Origin of the sequence: Streptomyces sp. NPDC048639 (assembly GCF_043199075.1) — a bacterium.
Lineage (GTDB): Bacteria > Actinomycetota > Actinomycetes > Streptomycetales > Streptomycetaceae > Streptomyces.
The window spans coordinates 61,716-78,795 of record NZ_JBICVP010000013.1 but is presented as its reverse complement, the minus strand read 5'-3'; the positions used below and the strand labels follow the sequence as shown (position 1 = coordinate 78,795).

At 70.0% G+C, this 17,080-nt stretch carries 13 protein-coding genes and 2 pseudogenes; 7 read left to right on the top strand and 8 right to left on the bottom strand.

Translation table 11 applies throughout. The features are described from left to right. Positions 1–119 precede the first annotated feature (119 nt). Positions 120–560, bottom strand: a complete 441-nt coding sequence (locus tag ACGFNH_RS29615) for a GNAT family N-acetyltransferase (RefSeq protein WP_393658943.1) — start codon at positions 558–560, stop codon at positions 120–122. Between the two features lie 305 nt (positions 561–865). Between ACGFNH_RS29615 and ACGFNH_RS29610 the strand changes: the two are divergent. From ACGFNH_RS29610 to ACGFNH_RS29595, 4 genes and pseudogenes are all read left to right on the top strand, one after another. Then, positions 866–3,040 (top strand): annotated as a pseudogene (locus ACGFNH_RS29610) (MMPL family transporter); the annotation flags it as partial. Between the two features lie 312 nt (positions 3,041–3,352). Continuing rightward, positions 3,353–3,784 (top strand): TM2 domain-containing protein, encoded by a 432-nt coding sequence (locus ACGFNH_RS29605; RefSeq protein ID WP_393659203.1) that lies wholly within the window; start codon positions 3,353–3,355, stop codon positions 3,782–3,784. 226 nt (positions 3,785–4,010) lie between these two features. Beyond that, positions 4,011–4,514: a hypothetical protein gene (locus ACGFNH_RS29600; protein ID WP_393658941.1), complete on the top strand. Its 504-nt coding sequence runs from the start codon at positions 4,011–4,013 to the stop codon at positions 4,512–4,514. A gap of 63 nt (positions 4,515–4,577) precedes the next feature. After that, complete coding sequence (locus ACGFNH_RS29595; protein WP_393658939.1) at positions 4,578–5,993, top strand: flotillin family protein; 1,416 nt, start codon at positions 4,578–4,580, stop codon at positions 5,991–5,993. Positions 5,994–6,326: 333 nt separating this feature from the next. On the opposite strand, the gene ACGFNH_RS29590 is transcribed toward ACGFNH_RS29595, so the two are convergent. Then, positions 6,327–8,003 (bottom strand): FAD-dependent monooxygenase, encoded by a 1,677-nt coding sequence (locus ACGFNH_RS29590; RefSeq protein WP_393658937.1) that lies wholly within the window; start codon positions 8,001–8,003, stop codon positions 6,327–6,329. 382 nt (positions 8,004–8,385) lie between these two features. Between ACGFNH_RS29590 and ACGFNH_RS29585 the strand changes: the two are divergent. Further along, a pseudogene (locus ACGFNH_RS29585) lies at positions 8,386–8,624 on the top strand (transposase); the annotation flags it as partial. A 186-nt stretch (positions 8,625–8,810) separates the two neighbouring features. After that, positions 8,811–9,359, top strand: coding sequence for a DUF1062 domain-containing protein (locus ACGFNH_RS29580; RefSeq protein ID WP_393658936.1), 549 nt, complete (start codon positions 8,811–8,813; stop codon positions 9,357–9,359). A 191-nt stretch (positions 9,360–9,550) separates the two neighbouring features. Here the strand turns inward: ACGFNH_RS29580 and ACGFNH_RS29575 are convergent, their stop codons facing one another. Next, a complete protein-coding gene (locus tag ACGFNH_RS29575) occupies positions 9,551–10,453 on the bottom strand; it encodes a serine hydrolase (RefSeq protein WP_393658934.1) in 903 nt (300 codons plus the stop codon). Beyond that, positions 10,443–11,351, bottom strand: a complete 909-nt coding sequence (locus ACGFNH_RS29570; RefSeq protein ID WP_393658932.1) for a LysR family transcriptional regulator — start codon at positions 11,349–11,351, stop codon at positions 10,443–10,445. Before ACGFNH_RS29570 ends, ACGFNH_RS29575 begins: the two co-directional genes overlap by 11 nt. 191 nt (positions 11,352–11,542) lie before the next feature. Between ACGFNH_RS29570 and bla the strand changes: the two genes are divergently transcribed. Further along, a complete protein-coding gene (bla, locus tag ACGFNH_RS29565; protein WP_393659201.1) occupies positions 11,543–12,487 on the top strand; it encodes a class A beta-lactamase in 945 nt (314 codons plus the stop codon). A gap of 619 nt (positions 12,488–13,106) precedes the next feature. On the opposite strand, the gene ACGFNH_RS29560 is transcribed toward bla, so the two are convergent. From ACGFNH_RS29560 to ACGFNH_RS29545, 4 genes are all read right to left on the bottom strand, one after another. Further along, positions 13,107–13,820: a hypothetical protein gene (locus ACGFNH_RS29560; protein WP_393658930.1), complete on the bottom strand. Its 714-nt coding sequence runs from the start codon at positions 13,818–13,820 to the stop codon at positions 13,107–13,109. Between the two features lie 482 nt (positions 13,821–14,302). Then, positions 14,303–15,013, bottom strand: coding sequence for an alpha/beta fold hydrolase (locus tag ACGFNH_RS29555; protein ID WP_393658928.1), 711 nt, complete (start codon positions 15,011–15,013; stop codon positions 14,303–14,305). A 143-nt stretch (positions 15,014–15,156) separates the two neighbouring features. Next, a complete protein-coding gene (locus ACGFNH_RS29550; protein ID WP_393658926.1) occupies positions 15,157–15,546 on the bottom strand; it encodes a hypothetical protein in 390 nt (129 codons plus the stop codon). 282 nt (positions 15,547–15,828) lie between these two features. Further along, complete coding sequence (locus ACGFNH_RS29545; RefSeq protein ID WP_393658924.1) at positions 15,829–17,028, bottom strand: hypothetical protein; 1,200 nt, start codon at positions 17,026–17,028, stop codon at positions 15,829–15,831. Positions 17,029–17,080 lie beyond the last annotated feature (52 nt).

Below are 17,080 nucleotides of genomic sequence, written 5' to 3'. Positions count from 1 at the left end.
TCCCCCCCCCCCCGGCGCCCCCCCCCGCCCCCCCCCGCCGGGCGGGGCCCCCGCCCCCCCGGGGCGGGGGGGGGGGGCCCCCACGGCCGCCGTGTGCGTCCACCCAGCGCGGGGCCGGGTCAGGAGAGCCGCAGATCGATCCACGGGACGTGCTCGCCGGGCAGCAGATAGCGCTCGGTCTCGACGAACCCGTGCCGCAACGCGAACCGCAGTCCGTCCTCGTTGGAGGACAGGACGACGGTTTCGATGACGGCGGCACCCAGTTCCCGCGCCCGGTCGAGCCCGCGCGCGTACAGCTCCTCACCGAATCCCCGCCCGCGGTGAGGGGTGAGCACGCGGGCGATCACGGTGGCCGTCCGCGTGTGGTCCGTCGGCGGGCGCACCGTGCTGCAGCCGATGAGAGCGTCACCGAGATACGCGACTTCCAGGTGGTGGCGCAGGGCGCGCTCCCGTACCTCGTCCGGGGACAGGACGTGGGTCGGGATGATCACGTTGTGGACGTGGCGCCAGTCCTCGAGCGTGGCGTCGTCCTCGGGCCGCTGCAGGCGAAGACCGGACATGGCGTCAGCAGACCGGACGGCTCGCCGGACGTCAACTCCGTTTCCCGCTGCGTCCCGTAGCGCCGGCGGCCTCGGCCGGCACTGCCTTGCAGCGCGGATCCCCCACGGTTCTTCACCACGCCACCGGTGACCGTGACCTGCGGACCTTCATGTCCTCCCCACGGCGAGAGGTGTACCCAGCACCACCTCCGAAGGTCGCCTTCGGTTTCCCGGAGGGTGTGGCCCGGCGGCTGGGAGCGAAGGTGGCCGATTTCTAACGTCGAGCCCAGACGTTTTCGCATATTCGACCACCCCGGAGAAACACCATGAGGCACAACCTCGCGGCCCGGCTCGGCGTGTGGAGTTCACGCCACCGGAAATCCGCGATCATCGGCTGGCTCCTCTTCGTCGTCCTCGCCGCCGGGCTCGGCGGCATGTCCGGACTGAACGTGATGACGCCTTCGGAGGAGGGGGCGGGGGACTCCGCACGCGCCACCAAGATTCTCGAGGACGCCGGTCTGGAGAAGCCGGCCGGCGAGATGGTGATGGTGAAGAGCGACTCGCCCGGCGGCTGGAAGAGCGCGGCGCGCGATGTCTCCGCCGCCCTGCGCAAAACCGGGGAGACCACGCACCTTCAGCCCCCGGTGCGCTCCGAGGACGGCCGGTCGGCCCTGATCAGCTTTGAGATGAAGGGCGAGGCCGAGACCGCCGGGGACCGGGTGCAGCCCGTTCTGGACGCGGTCGACAAGGCCGAGTCCAGGCATGACGGCGTCGAGTTCCATCAGTTCGGCAGCGCCAGCTCGGACAAGGCCTTCGGGGATCTGCTCGCGGAGGACTTCTTCACCGCGGAGATCACCGCGGTGCCCCTGGCCCTCGGGATCCTGCTGGTCGCCTTCGGCGCGGTGGTGGCGGCGTTGCTGCCGGTGTCGCTGGCGCTGTCGGCGTGCTTGGCGGCGTTCGGCCTGATGTCCCTCGCCAGCAAGGTGGTGCCGCTGAGCGAGACGACGTACTCGGTGATGTTCCTGATGGGGCTGGCCGTCGGTGTGGACTACTGCCTGTTCTATCTGCGGCGTGAGCGCGACGAGCGAGCGCTGGGCCGCGACCCGGACACGGCGCTACGGGTCGCCGCCGCCACCTCTGGTCGCGCGGTGCTGATCTCGGGCCTGACCGTCATGGTGGCCATGTCGGGTCTGTTCCTCTCCGGGATGATGCTCTTCAACGGCTTCGCCGTCGCGACGATCATCGTCGTCTTCATCGCCATGCTCGGCTCCGTGACCGTTCTGCCCGCCCTGATGTCGTGGCTGGGCGACCGGGTCGAGAAGGGGCGGCTCCCCCTCATCGGCCGCCGCCGCAAGCGTGGGGCGGAGGCCGGCGGCCGTCTCGCCGGCAAGCTGGTGAAGCCCGTCCTCACACGACCGAAGCTGTTCACGTTCGCCGCGGCCGCGCTGCTCCTCATCCTGGCCGCACCGGCGGTCGGCATGAAGACCGAGCAACTGTCCGTGCCGCAGCAGCTCGGCAAGGACTCCCCGCTGGGCTCGGCCAGCCTGGAGATAACCAAGACCTTCCCCGGCGGTCCCTCCCCCGCTCAGGTCGTCGTCGAAGCCGACGACATCAGCTCCCCGAAGGTACGCGCCGCGTTCGCGGACTTCCGCGACAAGGCCGCCGCGTCCGGTGAGTTCGGCAAAACCGTCGACATCACCGTGCACAAGAAGGAGAACGTCGCCGAGATCGAGGTGCCACTGGCAGGCGACGGCAGGGACGAGACATCACGGCACGCCCTGGACACCCTGCGCGAGGACCTCGTCCCCGAGACGATCGAACCGGTCGCGAAGCAGGCCTACGTCGCCGGTGAACTCGCTCAATCGGTCGACTCGAACGAACAGTTGGAGAGCGGCATCCTGCCGGTCCTCGCCTTCATCGCGGCCGTCACGTTCCTCATCATGCTGTTCTGCTTCCGCTCCGTCGTCATCGCACTCACCTCGATCGTGCTGAACCTGCTGTCCGTCGCGGCCTCGTACGGCGTGATGGTCGCGGTCTTCCAGCACGGCTGGGGCGACGAACTGTTCGCCACGGAGGCCGCCGGCGCGATCGAGCACTGGATGCCTCTGTTCGTCCTCGTGATCCTCTTCGGCCTCTCGATGGACTACCACGTCTTCGTGGTCTCCCGGATCCGCGAGGCCCGCGACCGGGGACAGTCCACCGCGAACGCGATCGCCGAAGGCATCCGCTCGACCGCCGGTGCCGTCACGAGCGCCGCGATCATCATGGTGGCGGTGTTCGCCGTCTTCGCCACCCTCTCGATGCAGGACTTCAAGCAGCTCGGTGTCGGCCTCGCCGTCGCCGTACTGCTCGACGCCACGGTCGTACGCATGGTGCTGCTGCCGTCGCTCATGACCCTGCTGGGCGAGCGCAACTGGACGGTGCCGCGCTGGCTCGGCTGGCTTCCCCACATCTCGCACGGAGAGGAGCCCGAACCGGCGCTCGCGGGCGCTCCGGTGGGGGCCGCCGGTGCGGCAGAGGCCGAGCCTGTGGCGGCGGGCGCACGCTCCGGCACTCGCTCCGGGACGGCGGTGGCCGATCGTTCGACGGCGACCTCCTACGCAGCTCAGTTGCCGTACGCGGATCAGTCGCCGTACGCGGATCGGACGTCGTCCGCGAGCCACACGCCGTACGCGGGCCGGACCCCGTATGCGAGCGAGTCGCCTTACGCGGACGACTGGGACAGGTCGGGCCGGGCCTCCACGGGCTACGCCGAGCCGCGGCAGGACTCCCCCTACGCTCCGCCCCTGCAGCACCCGGAGACTCCTCACCCCATGCCCGCGGAGCCGGACATGGCAACCCGGCACCTGTCGTTCCCCCAGCAGGATCGGAGTGCGTACACGGGACCGTACGGCGCCACGCTTCCGGGGCAGGGACAGTACGGCCGTCCGGAGCCCGAGCCGGCCGGCAACGAGGACGAGAACCGTACGGCCCACCCCCCGGGCGGGCCGCAGGCCGCCGGCCACCGGCAGCGACTCGCGCCCAACGGCCTGCCCTACTCCCCCAAGTCGAAGTGGGTGGCCGGTGTACTGCAGCTGCTGCTGGGCTTCCTGGGCGTGGGCCGGTTCTACACCGGACACATCTGGACCGGGATCGCCATGCTGCTCACGGCGGGCGGCGGCATGATCTGGGCCCTCATCGACGCGATCATGTACTTCGCCAAGAGCGACCGCACCGACAAGAAGGGACGGATCCTGCGCGGCTAGGGCCGTGGGTGCGAGCGAAAACGTCGATGCCGCGGCGCCCGAGGGCGCCGCGGCATCGCGTGCGGTGTGGCGTTCCGCCCCCGAGCGTCGAAGCGTCTCCGCCTCTCGTGCGAAGGCGGCATCAAGGAAGCGTCAACATTGCCGGAACCTGGCAATGATCCGGACTCGCCTTCTGTGGAAGCATCGAAGCGGCTTCGCAGATCAGCCCTACGGGAGGTGAGTTCGGGTGACCTGGTTTCTTGGGTTCGGTGTTGCCGGACTCGTGCTCCTCGTGCTCGCGCTCATTCTCGATGGCGTGCTGGAGGGCCTCTTCGACGGACTGGGCGCACTCGACGGACTGTTGTCGCTGCCGGTGATCGCCGGATTCTTGTCGATGCTCGGTTTCGCGGGCGCGATCACCCTGGGGACCACCGGTCTCGGGGCGGTGGCGGCGGCCGGCGTCGGAGCGGCGGCCGGTACGGGCGCGGGGTGGGCGACCTGGAAGGTCAGCCGGAGCCTCATGAAGGAGCGGACCGCGGTCGTGCCCCGTGCGGACGACCTGGTGGGTGGTCCGGGGACTGTGGTTACCGGGATCCCGGTCGACGGTTACGGCGAGGTGCTGGTGCATCTCGGCGGCCAGCCCTCCAAGTTCGCGGCGCGAAGCTCCGTCCCGGTGGCCCGAGGTGCCGCGGTGTGGGTCGAGTCCATGCCGTCGCCGACCTCTGTCGTGGTGCGCCCCGTCGAGCCCTGACCTCCTGCCCCCACCGCCCTGCGGCCTATCGACCGACCGTTTCTGCACCCGAAGGAATTCGCCATGAGCCCAGTTCTCGCTGCACTGGTGGGCATCGTCGTACTCGTCGTGCTGCTCGCCCTCGCCGTTGTCACCCGATACAAGGTCGCCGGGCCCAGCCAGGCATTCATCGTCACCGGCCGGAGGGGCAAGAAGTCGACCGACCCCGAGACGGGCCGGGTCTCCACCGACAACAGCGGCCAGAAAGTCGTGGTCGGCGGCGGGGTCTTCGTCGTGCCGTTCGTTCAGCAGCGGTTCGCCCTCGACCTGTCCAGCAGGCACATCCCCGTGGCCGTACGGGGTGCGGTCACCCTGCGCGGCGTCAAGGCGAACCTCGAGGGCGTGGCCATCGTGAAGGTCGGCGGGACGGAGGATTCCATACGTGCCGCGGCGCAGCGGTTCCTGATGCAGCAGGACGGCATCGTCGGCTTCACGCAGGAAGTGCTCTCCGGCGCTCTGCGCTCGATCGTGGGCCGCATGTCGGTGGAGGACATCATCCGCGACCGCGCCGCCTTCGCCGGGCAGGTCGCGGAGGAGGCCGAGGCGAGCCTGTCGGGACAGGGCCTGGTGCTCGACGCCTTCCAGATCCAGGACATCGCCACCGAGGGGTCGTACCTGGAGGACCTCGGCCGTCCCGAGGCCGCCCGGGCCAAGCAGGAGGCGGACATCGCCGAGGCCGTGGCCCGGCGCGCTTCGGAGCAGGCCCGGCTGAAGGCCGAGGAGGAAATCGCCATAGCTCAGCGGACGTTCGCGCTCAAGCAGGCGGAGATCCGCGCCGAGACGGACGAGGCCGCGGCGAAGGCCGCAGCCGCAGGGCCGCTCGCCGAAGCCGACCGGCAGCAGGAGATCCTGAGCCAGCAGGAGAAGGTCGCCGAGCGGCAGGCCGCACTGACCGACCGGGAGCTCGACACCAAGGTGCGCAAGCCGGCCGATGCCGACCGCTACCGTGCCGAGCAGGAGGCCGAGGCCCGCCGCATCGCGCAGGTCAAGGAGGCCGAGGCCACCGCTCAGCGCGCCCGGCTCACCGGTGAGGGCGAGAAGTCCCACCGTGCGGCGCTCGCCGACGCGACACGCATCGAGGGCGAAGCCGAGGGCGCCGCGATCGCCGCGAGGGGATCGGCGGAGGCCGAGGCCATGCGGAAGAAGGCCGACGCCTTCGCGCAGTACGGCGACGCGGCCGTGCTCCAGATGCTCGTCGAGGTCCTGCCCCAGGTCGTCGGCAAGGCCGCCGAACCGCTGGCCGCCGTGGACAAGATGACCGTCATCTCCACCGACGGAGCGGGAAAGCTTCCGCGCGCCGTCGCCGACAACGTCGCCCAGGGCATGGAACTGCTCAGCTCCACCACGGGAGTCGACCTCTCCGCGATGCTGCAGGGCTTCGCGCAGAAGCAGGTCGTCCAGAAGGCCGGTGACAACGGGGCCTCCGGGATCAGCTCCTAGTACTCCAGTGAGCCTTTGTGTCCTGAGCTGGTTCGTCTCCGGTCGCGGTATCGGCGGGCTGTTGCCCGGTGGCCTCTGCGCCAGTGGGACCAGTTCAGTACGTGGTCTCGTGGATGGCCGTGAGGGCGGGGCGGGGGGGCGGGGAATGTCCAGGAGCCTTCGGATTTCTGCCACGGTGAGAACGACGATGTTGGTGTGGGTTCGCTTCCGCAGCCACCTTTGCGGCCTCGTCGGCGGCCCCTGACCAGCAGTGACAGGCCATGTTCGAGCATGGCCTGTCAGGTAGCCCCAGACCCGCAAGTTCTCGTGCCGCTCCGCCCGCGGCAGCGGGAGTCAGACGAAGGTTCGGCGCAGATGCGCCGTCAGGCGTTCCGGTACGGCCGGGTGGAAGCGTCCGGAGAGGTAGCCGTCCGGGCGGATCAGGAAGGCCTCGCCGTCATGCGGCGCATAGGCGTCGCGGAACTCGCCCGCCGCGTCGCGCACCCGCGGCGGGCGCAGGCCGACGGGGCGGGCGTTCTCCGGTACCTCTGCGGCGGTGACCAGATAGGCGTCGAGCAGGCCGTGGGCGGCGCGATGCGCCTCGGCGGCGCAGGCCTCGAGCCGGACGGCGCCGTCGCCCGAGGCGTGCTCCGCGCCCGCGAACAGCAGCAGCACGTGCCGCGGGGTGCGCAGCAGGTCGAACAGCCGCCGCGGGTAGGTGGCGAGGTCGCTCAGCAGGCCGCGGCAGTCCGGTGCCCGGTCGCCGGGGGCGGGACCGGCCGCGGGTGTGCCGTCCGCCGCCTGCTGCTGCTGGGTCAACGGGCTGTCCGGGTAGGCGACCAGCAGCTGGGCCTGGCGCCGCAGAATCATCTCGGCGTCGTCCCCGTTGCTGATGAGGCCGGAGCCGGGATGGCGGACGGTGCGGGCATGGCGGACGGTGCGGTCGACCACCTCCTGTGCGACCGGGTGACGTTCGGCGTGATAGCTCTCGAGCAGGTCGTCCGTGGCCAGACCGCGGACGGCCAGGGCCAGCTTCCAGGCGAGGTTGTAGGCGTCCTGCACGCCGGTGTTCAGACCCTGCCCGCCGATCGGCGGGTGGATGTGCGCGGCGTCCCCGGCGACGAAGAGGCGGCCGTTCCGGTAGCGGTCCACCAGGCGGTAGCTGGTCCGGAAGGTGGACGACCAGCGCAGCGTGGAGGCGGTCGTCACCTCCGGGGACAGCCGGTTGAGCACGGCCTGGATCTGGCCGAGGTCCGGTGCCTGGCCATCCCCCAGGCCGAGGCCGATCCCGTCAGGCGCGCTCGAGGGGTTTTCGCCCCCGGCTTGGGCGCAGGGGCGCAGCATCGACAGCCAGTACCGCCGAACGCCCGGCATCGGAATGCAGACGAGCATGTCGTCCATCTCACCGTTCACGTCCAGGTTCACGGCGCGCATGCTGTAGCCGGCGGGCAGTTCCCAGTCGACCTCGACGTCGCCGATCATGTACTGCTCGGGGAAGGCGTCGCCCTCGAAGGTCAGCCCGGCCGCCTTGCGGACCAGGCTGTGCGCGCCGTCGCAGCCCACGACGTAGCGGGCGTGCAGGCGCTCGATCCGGCCGTCGGCGTGCGCGAGGACGGCCTCGACCTCGTCCGGGCGCATCTCCACCGAGCGGAGCTCGGTCGGCCGCTCCACCTCCGTGCCGAAGCGCGCAAGATGCTCGGCGAGCAGCCGCTCGGTCGTGCACTGGGGCAGCGTGGCGAAGGGGTAGGGGATCTCGGGCGGCAGAGTCAGCTCGACGCGGGGGCGAGGCTTGCCGTCGATGAAGACCAGCTGGCCCCGGTGCGGCACCGCGTGGTCCAGCGCCTCGCGGACCAGGCCCATGGCGTCCCACACCTCCAGCGTGCGGGGCAGGACGCCGGTGGCCTTGGCAAAGGGTTCCGGGACGGCCAGCCGGTCGACGATGCGGCAGTCCACGCCGTGCCGCCGCAGCTCGGCCGCCGCCGTGAGGCCCACCGGGCCCGCGCCCACCACGAGTACGTCGACATGGGCCATGACCAGGCTCCCTCGTCCGGAGTGATTCCCGAGCCAGTGTCCTTCACCAGGTTGCGCCGACCCGACTGGGTTGAGGTTCCCCCTCCGTGCGGTAGTCGATGAAACACCTGGTCAGGACGGGTTGACAGGGTTTCAGGTTCACTGACTCGGCCTATGCCGGGTTGGCGTAGTGCTTCTCCTCGAACTCGAAGGGGCTGAGGTAGCCGAGTCGTTTCTGGACGCGGCGAGGGATCGTGCACGGCGAGGACTTGGGCGTATGGGCCGCCGGACAGCGCACCGGTGGGACAGGGTGATGCCGGCGCGGCACTTCCTGCTGGAGACGATCGGCGTCGAGCCCGCCGCGGATGGCGAACTGGTGCGGGGTGTGCCGCGTTCGCAGCATCCGAAGGGCCAGCGGGCCAACCGCAGGCGCCGGGGCAGCAAGGGCGGCCGGCCCGCCGGCTTGGACAAGACGATCTCCAAGCGCAGGAGCGAGATCGAGCGGACGATCAACAGGCTCAAGAATTTCCGGCCGTGGCCAAGAGGTACGTCAAGAGGGCCCACGCCTTCCACGGCACCGCCACCGGCACCGCGCTCCGGCTCGGGCTTCGTCCATGCTCCGCCGGATGGAAGCTGGCGTGAGGCGCTCGAAAACCGGTGGAACAGCGCCGCTGTGCGCCATTACCGTGCTGCCGAACCAAGTCGTCTGGTCAAGGACGTGCCGTTGTACACCCTGTGAGACCTCCCGAGCGCTGAATCGTCGCGCGTCGCGCATGTGCGCCGCGCTCCTTCTTGCTGCGGACTTCTCACTGAAACCGGTGTACTTCTGTGCTCGAAAACTGGGTGGTCATGCCCACCTGCCCGCCGCTCGTTCTCCGCCGTTGCCATGCGTGCACGTCCGAGCGCTTCCGGGCAAGCGGTAAGTTTCGCGTCAACGCAAACCACAAGCTCATCGACGCCTGGCTCCTCGCGCTCTGCACCGCTTGCGGGGAAACCTCAAAGCTCACGGTCCTGGAGCGGATGAAGGTGCGCTCCGTACGACCTGAGCTGCTGGACCGGCTGCATGACAACGACCCTGGCCTGACAGCTGAGTTGCTCCAGGATCCGGTCGTGCAGCGCCGCAATCGCATCGCCCTCGACTGGGACAACGCCTGGCGCCTCGACACCGGCGGATCGGATCACCTGGACCGCGAGGTGATCGACGTCTCGGTCCGTTTTGCGGCGCGGATCCCTGTCCGGCCGGTGCGACTGATCGCTGAGGGTTGCGGTCTTTCGCGGGCCGAGGTCGAGAGACTGATCACGGAGGGGAAACTCGTTTCGGCAGTCCGGCTGAGCGGCAAGCTCTCCGGCAACTTCACCTTCATGCTCAAGCGCTGAGCCCTCCACGGGACCAGGGGCCTGTCCGGCAAGATCCGCCGGACAGGCCCCAGCCGCACCGTCCTCGCTCACGGACCGTCAACCGACTCAAGAACTCCCGTGCCATCGCGACCCGTTACGTCAAGCGGGCCCACATCTTCCACGGCACAGTTGCCGGAGCAGCCATCCGCCGACGATCCGCCGGACAGGGCCTAGAGCTGGCGCAGCCGGTCCCGCAGCCTGCGGGCGACCTGCGCCATCAGGGCGTCTGCGCCGGGCTGGTTGCTCGCGGTGACCCGCGACTCGGTGAGGACCGCGATGGCGAAGGACTGCCCGTCGGCGTGCTCGACGACGCCGATTTCATGACGGAGATTCAGCAGTGTGCCGGTCTTCGACGACCAGGCCGAGGCGTCGGAACTGAAGTCCGGGGTGAGCCGGTGGCGCAGGAGGTTGTCCGCCATGAGACCGCGCACCCGCTCGGCCACCCCGGCGTCGATCGATGACGGCCTCCACAGGTCCTGGAGCAGATCGACGAAAGCGCGCGCGGTGCCCGTATTGGCGCGGGTCACGTCGAGTTGCGGCAGCCGGTGCCCGCGGCCGCTCGTCCCCGCGTCGACCGCGATGGAAAGGGCGAGGTGCACCTGCGCGGTGTCGAAGCGTTCCATCGGGGTGTCGACCAGGTCCCGCATCGTATGGCGGACGGAGAGACCGCGGATGCCCAACTCGCCCAGGACGGCGCCGACATGGGAGGGCGGGGTGAGGCCGAACAGCGCGTCGGCGGCCGTTCCGTCGCTCACGGACGTGCTGAGGTAGAGCAGGTCGTCGACGGCGATACGGACGGGATGGCGGAAGCGGCTGAGCCCGGTCGGCCCCGGGGTCGTGATCTGCCCGGGCTCCACGTCGAGGGTCGCCGATCCGTCGAGCTCTCCGCGGCGGATGCGTTCCAGCGTCGCGATCGCGAGCGGGACCTTGACCAGGGAGGCGGAGGGAAGCTCGGTGTCGGGGTCGATGCCCAGCTCGTCCCCGGTGTCCAGGTCCCGTACGAGGAACGAACCGGAGAGGCCGCCGTCGTCCAGGCTCCGACGCAGATCGCGCACCAGTCGCTCAGTGCTCACCGCGGCCCTCCGTCCCGCTCCCGTCCGCGGGTCCGGCCCCCAGGCAGCGGGCGATCTCGCCGCCCAGACGTGTCCGCAGACGGTCGGGGTCTCCCGCCGCGCCCGCGGCGACGGCGAACCCCCGCACCGGGCTCTTCTCGCCGATCGGCCGCCAGTGGAAGCCGAGTTCCGTGGCCTGCGAGGGCGAGCACAACAGGACGTCGGACGAGCACAGGACCTCCGCGGAGGCGGCCGGGAGGCTGTACGCGACCTGGAGTTGCACTGGCCGCAGCCCGACCGCGTCGCACAGGCGCGACATACGGTCCCTGATGTGCGGCACGTCGTCCTCCGGCTGGATCCAGATACGGCGGGGCGGGGACGGATCGGCACGTCCCGCGCGCAGGGTCTCGACGTAGACGCGCGCCACACCGGGGTCGCGCGTACCGGCGAGCCCCAGCGGTACGGACCACGACGCCTGGTCGGGCGGTACGGCGATCAGCGCCGCACGGACTTCCTGGGAGTGGACCAGTTCCGTTCGCTCCGCGGGCGGGGCGACGCGGAGTTCGAGCGAGATGCCGTGGCCGCGCGCGTCGGCGACGAGACGCGCGAGGGCGGCCGTGGAGCAGGTGTCCGGAACGGCGAGCCGGAGCGGCTTGCGCTTGGCCGTCTCCGCCTCGTGTTCGAGGTCGTCGGCCAGCAGGACCAGTCGTCTGGCCACGGGCAGCATGTCGCGGCCGAAGGGTGTGAGCGTCGCGCGGCGCGGGGTCCGTTCGAAGAGCTGCTCGCCGAAGTGCTTCTCCAGGGCGGCGACACGGCGGCTGGCGACCGACTGGGACATCCGGGCGGCCGCCGCACCGATCGTGAAGCTGCCGCGCTCGCCCACATGGAGGAAGGCCCGGCATGCTGCGACAAGATCCACGCACCCCACCCTATGCCGAATCGGCATGGAATCGCGCATTCACGTCTTGGACCGCATAACCCCAGGTACGCGAGGGTTGCCCCGGTGAACCGGGCCGCGTTCGTACGGCGGCCCGCCATGAGACGACCCGTGCGCCGGCGCGCGTACGGGCACCCCGGAGGTAACGCATCGTGTCGACCACGCAGAACGGCATTCCCCGTCGCATCGCCCTCGGGGCGGCCCTCGCCCTCACGCTCGTCCCGCTCGCGGCCTGCGGCCAGGGCACGGGACCCGGGGCTTCCACGGCATCGCGGAAGGCATCCGCGGCAGACGCGGCGCCGGGAAGCACCATGGCCGCATCCGCATCCACATCCGCGTTCAAGAAGCTCGAGCGGAAATTCGACGCCCGGCTCGGGGTCCATGCCCTCAACACCGGTACGGGGCGCGAGGTCGCCTACCGGGCGGACGAACGCTTCGCATACGCCTCCACCTTCAAGGCCCTGGCCGCGGGCGCGATCCTGCGCAAATACCACGTGAAGGGCCTCGACAAGGTGATGACCTACGACCGCGACGACCTGGTCGCCCACTCGCCGGTCACCGAGAAGCACACCAGCACCGGCATGACCCTGCGCGCCCTCTGCGCCGCGACCCTCCGCTACAGCGACAACACCGCGGCCAACCTGCTCTTCGACGCTTTGGGCGGCCCGAAGGGCCTCGACTCCGTACTCGAAGACCTCGGTGACGACGTGACGCACATGGACCGCCGCGAGACCGCGCTGAACGAAGCGACCCCGGGAGACCCGCGCGACACCAGCACACCCCGCGCCTTCGCCAAGGACCTGCGCACCTTCGCCCTCGGCGACGCCCTGAAGAGGGACGAGCGCGCCCTGCTCATGAAGTGGATGGGGACCAACAAGACCGGTTCCACGCTCATCCGGGCCGGCGTACCGAAGGACTGGACCGTCGCCGACAAGAGCGGTGCAGGCGAGTACGGCACGCGCAACAACATCGCCGTGGTGACGCCCCCGGGCGGCAAGCCCATCGTGATGGCGGTCCTGACGAGCCGTGACACGCAGGACGCGGAGTACGACGACGCCCTCGTCGCGGGGGCCGCGTCAGTCGTCGCCGACGCGGTGGGCGCAGATTCGGCGGAGTGAGGCGGAGTGGCGAGCGGCGCGTACACGCGCTCTGAGACCCGATCCGGTTTCAGCGCGCGGCGGCGGTTTGCGGGGCGAACCGGCGTACGGCGCCGTTGAAGGCAGCCGGATCGCCGAAGTCGCGAGATGCCGCGCCCTGAGGATCAGCTCGGATCCGCGCGTCCGGGTGCGCGCGGGCGAACTCCCTTTCGCAGGACCGGAAGACCGGGTGCTTCTCACCGTTGGGGATGAGCACAGGAGCCGCGACATGACGCATCGCGTTCGTTCGAGACCGGTTCGCGTCCCTCGTTGTCGTGCGGATCTGGATTGCCGCCGGGCACTTACAGACTTCTCCTCGCTCACGGCCCGACCCACGCCTGCGCCCATGTCCTCGTCGTCGCCGCGACCTGGCGCCTCGAAGGGGGTCATGGCCGTTGCTCTCCATTCCCCTCATCGGCGGTCTGCCCGTGGTACGCCGACTACGCTGCCCGCACGCCGTCCAGGCGGTTCTGTTCGGATCAGCCGCCGAGTGCCAGGGCGTGGCAGGAGCCCGCTACGGACCGACCGTGCGCGGACGGCTGCCGTGGACCGGCCCCGTGTCGGCGAGGGCGCCGCTCCGGACCGGTCCGGGGATCGTGTGTCAGCCCACGGAGAGGGGCACGTCGACGGTCACCTTGAGCTGCTTGTCGTCCCTGATGTCGAACTCGATCTCCTGGTCCCCCTTGGTGGCCCTGGTGCTGCCGTCCACCGGGGTGTCCCAGCCGGAGCTGCTGAGCTCGCCCACGTAGACCTTGAGCGCTGAGAGCGAATTGGTCGCGTCTGCGGGGAGGCCGTAGGTGAAGGTGAGAGTGTCGTCGCTCTGGCTGGTGACGGAGCGGAGCTCGCCTTCGGACGGGAGCGGGGGCGCGGCATCCGGGTAGGTGATGGCGAGCTGCACGGCGTCGACGTCCTCCCCGACGCTGATCTGTTGCTCCCCGCGCGTCAGCACGGCGTGCTGGTTCGACTCGTAGCCGTTCTTCATGAACTTCTGCGTGTAGGCGTCGGCTGCGTCCTGCGGCGATCCGGAGGGCTTGAAGCGCAGGACGAGGACCTCCTTCTCCTGGTCGGAGGCGCTCGTGATCTTGGCCCCATCGGGCAGGGGCACCGCCACTGGCTTGGAGTTGTCCATCACCCCGCCGGAGGTGCCCTCGCCCTCTCCCTTGCCGCTCGACGAACCGCCGTCCTGCGAGCTCGACGCGGTGCTGTCCGACTTGCCTCCGGCATTGTCCTCGTCGGCGTTGCAGGCCGACAGCGAAACGGTCAGCGCTGAAGCGAGAAGAAGCGCGGGCACAGCGGTGCGAATTCGGAGGCTCATACTGGTCGTTCTCCCTCGATCGTGACTACCCAGGAATTCTTGGAGGTTGCCGATGAATACACGCGGCAACGAATTCGGGAGAGTAGTTCCGGGAGGACTCGCGAGCGTGAGCAAGCTCTACTCACAGGCGGGTTCTGACAGTCCCTCAATGAGCCGCCCACAGCGATCGCTTGGGACGCAGATGAAATGGCAACATGGGTCGTACCTTTCGCTCGTTCCTCCGGCGACGGGCCGGTTGCCCTCCTGTGACACAACGGTGACGAACTGCGCGCTGTTTTCACCACGTAACTTTTTCGCGGACATTGCGAGACGGTTCGATCAAACCGCAGGGCGTGCGCTCGGAAGCGCCCTGGGATGTCAGGTTCGATCAGCCCGACACGGATGGGGAGCAGGTGCTGCCACCGGACGGCACACGACGGACAGGACAAGGAGGACAGCTCTCCGATCCGCTCCGCCTGTTGAGGCCCAGCGACAGGGACCCTTCAGGCCGACCGGACGGGACCGGTCGCATCGAGAAGGACGCGTGCCAGTTCGTGGGGCTGGGAGAACATCGGCCAGTGCCCGGTGTCCATCTCGACCAGCCGCCAGCGGTCATCGGTCAGCAGCGCGGCCACATCGGGTCCCGGCTCGGCGCCGTCGAGCAGGCACTTGATGTACGTCGCGGGGAGATCGCCGAGCGGGCGGGCCAGCACGGCCGGCTCGGTCAGGGTGGCGCCCGGGTGCGGCGTCGAGCCCGCGACGATACGGGCGATCTCCTCGTCACCGAGGCCTTGGCCGCCGTAGTCGGCCGCGGTCAGCGGAGCCCAGAAGCCGTCGTTCTCGGCGATCGAGGCTTCCACCACGGGCCGGCCGGTCGGCCAGGCGGACAGGAACGACTCGCCGTCGGCCGGCACGTTGGAGTCGACGAAGACCACGCGGGCCAGCCGGTCACCGATCCGCTCGGCGGCCTGGCCGACCGGGATGCCGGAGTAGCTGTGACCCACGAGGACGACATCACGCAGGTCGAGCCGTTCGACCTCGTCGACGATGTCCTGGACGTGGGTCTGCTGCCCGGCTGGGACACCGCGCTTGTCGGCGAGGCCGGACAGGGTCACGGGGTGAACGCCGTGGCCTGCGGCGCGCAGCTCCGGCGCCACCTCGTCCCACGCCCACGCTCCGAGCCATGCGCCTGCAACCAGTACGAATTCCGTCATAGTGGGAACGTAACGGAGGGGTCTGACAGTGAGGCTCGGCGCGCGGCAGCGCGGCAAGCCTCAGCGACCGCGCCGATGCCGGAGGCCGTGCGCCGCATGCCGCACGCCGCACGCCGTACGGGAGCCTGGGTGCCTCTCCCGCCTCAGCGGCGCCGCGGTTGAGTGCGGCGTGGCGGTGCCAGGAGGCCGGCGACGGACAGCGAAGCCCAACCCACCGAGACAGCCACGGCCTTGGCCCGCGTCGCACGGTCCGGAAGGGTCACGCCGAGCAGCGCTGCGTCACCGAGATCCGCGGCGATCCGCAGCACCGTGGCCGTCGTCAGCGGCGCGCCCTGCGGAGCCACCACCATGGCCAGCCCGCTCGCGGCGTCCCGCCAGGCCACCGGGCGCAGGGAGATCCGCGTCGCCTCCGCCGTACGGCCCTGGCCGTCCGTCAGTCCGGACGGCCGGGCCAGGAGAGCGGGCCAGGCCGTCACCGCCGCCCCGTAGAGCGCCATAGCCGTGCCCACCATCCGCAACAAGCCCACCCGCATGACGCCGCCTCGCCCTCGTCCCGTCCATCCGTCCGGACCACCGGTCGGTGCCGCACCCGCACCGGCCCGCTTGCCCCTTCACTGTGCACCGAGGGGCCGGGGTGCGGGCCGCAGCCGGGTCGGCGGGTCGGCCGGTCGGATCGGATCGGCCGGATCGGATCGGATCGGCCGGATCGGGTCGGATCGGCCGGATCGGGTCGGCCGACCGGGGCCGTAGAGCGACCGGAGCCGACATCAAGACGGGCCCCGGCGACAGGCGGGCGGACGAGCCGGGCGGCCCGGTCATCGGTTCGACGCGTCCGCGATGTTGTCGCAGTTGGTGAAGCGGTACCGAGCCGCGCCACCGGTGCTGCGCAGCACGTCCGCGGGTGTGGTCGTCTGTCCGCTCTGGCCCCGGTAGAAGTGGGAACCGTCGTAGACGAATCCGCCGCGGGTCTGCCTGGGGCCGTCGTACTCATGGCGGCCGGCCAGGGCGCAGGACCGGTAGCGCACCGTCGGGCCGTTCCCCTGGTCCCACCACGGCTGGCCGACGTAGCGGTGCAGGGTGCGCGCGTAGCTTGCGGTGTTCTGCATGGAGCCCACGTCGGAGCAGTCGTCGAAGGTGACCGTTCCGGTTCCCCACGCGCAGTCGATGATCTTGTGCCGGTCACCCTTGGGCTCGAACCGCACGTCCTGGACACTGAGTTGGGCGGCGGTCCGGCTGTTGCTCTGCCCGTTCGGCATGAGGAACCAGGTGATCGCCCCGTCCGCCGTCGCAGCGGACCACGAGCCGCGGGACACGCGCAGCGAGCCGCCCCTGTCCAGACGGAACACCACCCCGGCGCTGAGGGTCAGGCAGCAGTCCTCCACCCAGTAGTTCAGGAACTGGTTCTGCTGCGGATGCGTCCCGCTGATGCCTCCGGTGCGGAAAAAGGCGTCCCGGAACGTGGAGTTCGTCGCCGTGAACAGCCGCCGGAAACTCATCTCGCTGTTGAGATTCGCGTCCTCGCCGCCGTCGATGCCGAACACGCGGTCCCACGGCCCGCTGAACTCCACATCGTGCACCTCCCACGCCTGATTGAATCCCTGGGTGTCGCTCAGGAGATAGGCGAAGCGATTCTTCGCTCCGTTGCTGATGACGCTGAACCCGCCGATGGTCGCCCAGCGCAGACGGCGGACGGCGGTGATGAGGTTGTTCGCCAGGGGATCGCTCGGCGCATCACGCCCCGCATTGTCCCAGAAGATCCGCGTCGAACGGATTCCCTGCCCCTGGATGGACAGGCCCTGCAATTGGTCACGATTGGCCGCCGCAGACGTGAAGAGCGGCTTTGTCAGATGGAAATCGCCGGGCGGAAAGACGAGCGTCTTACGGACGGCCCCGCCCTCCGCACTGGCGATCACCTCGTCCATGGCGGCCTTCATGGCCGCGTCGTTGAACCCTTCCCTGACGACGATGCGTTCCCACGGACGCCCCGCGACGGCTGACATGACGGATTCGGGCATTGCGGCTCCTCGGCGGGACATGGAACCAAGGTGTTCCGGACATCCCCCGGTC

Excerpts from the sequence above, each read along its gene's own strand:
- ACGFNH_RS29545 (WP_393658924.1), bottom strand. The coding sequence starts at position 17,028 with ATGCCCGAATCCGTCATGTCAGCCGTCGCGGGGCGTCCGTGGGAACGC.
- ACGFNH_RS29605 (WP_393659203.1), top strand. The coding sequence starts at position 3,353 with ATGCCCGCGGAGCCGGACATGGCAACCCGGCACCTGTCGTTCCCCCAG.
- ACGFNH_RS29555 (WP_393658928.1), bottom strand. The coding sequence starts at position 15,013 with ATGACGGAATTCGTACTGGTTGCAGGCGCATGGCTCGGAGCGTGGGCG.
- ACGFNH_RS29595 (WP_393658939.1), top strand. The coding sequence starts at position 4,578 with ATGAGCCCAGTTCTCGCTGCACTGGTGGGCATCGTCGTACTCGTCGTG.
- ACGFNH_RS29615 (WP_393658943.1), bottom strand. The coding sequence starts at position 560 with ATGTCCGGTCTTCGCCTGCAGCGGCCCGAGGACGACGCCACGCTCGAG.
- ACGFNH_RS29550 (WP_393658926.1), bottom strand. The coding sequence starts at position 15,546 with ATGCGGGTGGGCTTGTTGCGGATGGTGGGCACGGCTATGGCGCTCTAC.
- ACGFNH_RS29560 (WP_393658930.1), bottom strand. The coding sequence starts at position 13,820 with ATGAGCCTCCGAATTCGCACCGCTGTGCCCGCGCTTCTTCTCGCTTCA.
- ACGFNH_RS29590 (WP_393658937.1), bottom strand. The coding sequence starts at position 8,003 with ATGGCCCATGTCGACGTACTCGTGGTGGGCGCGGGCCCGGTGGGCCTC.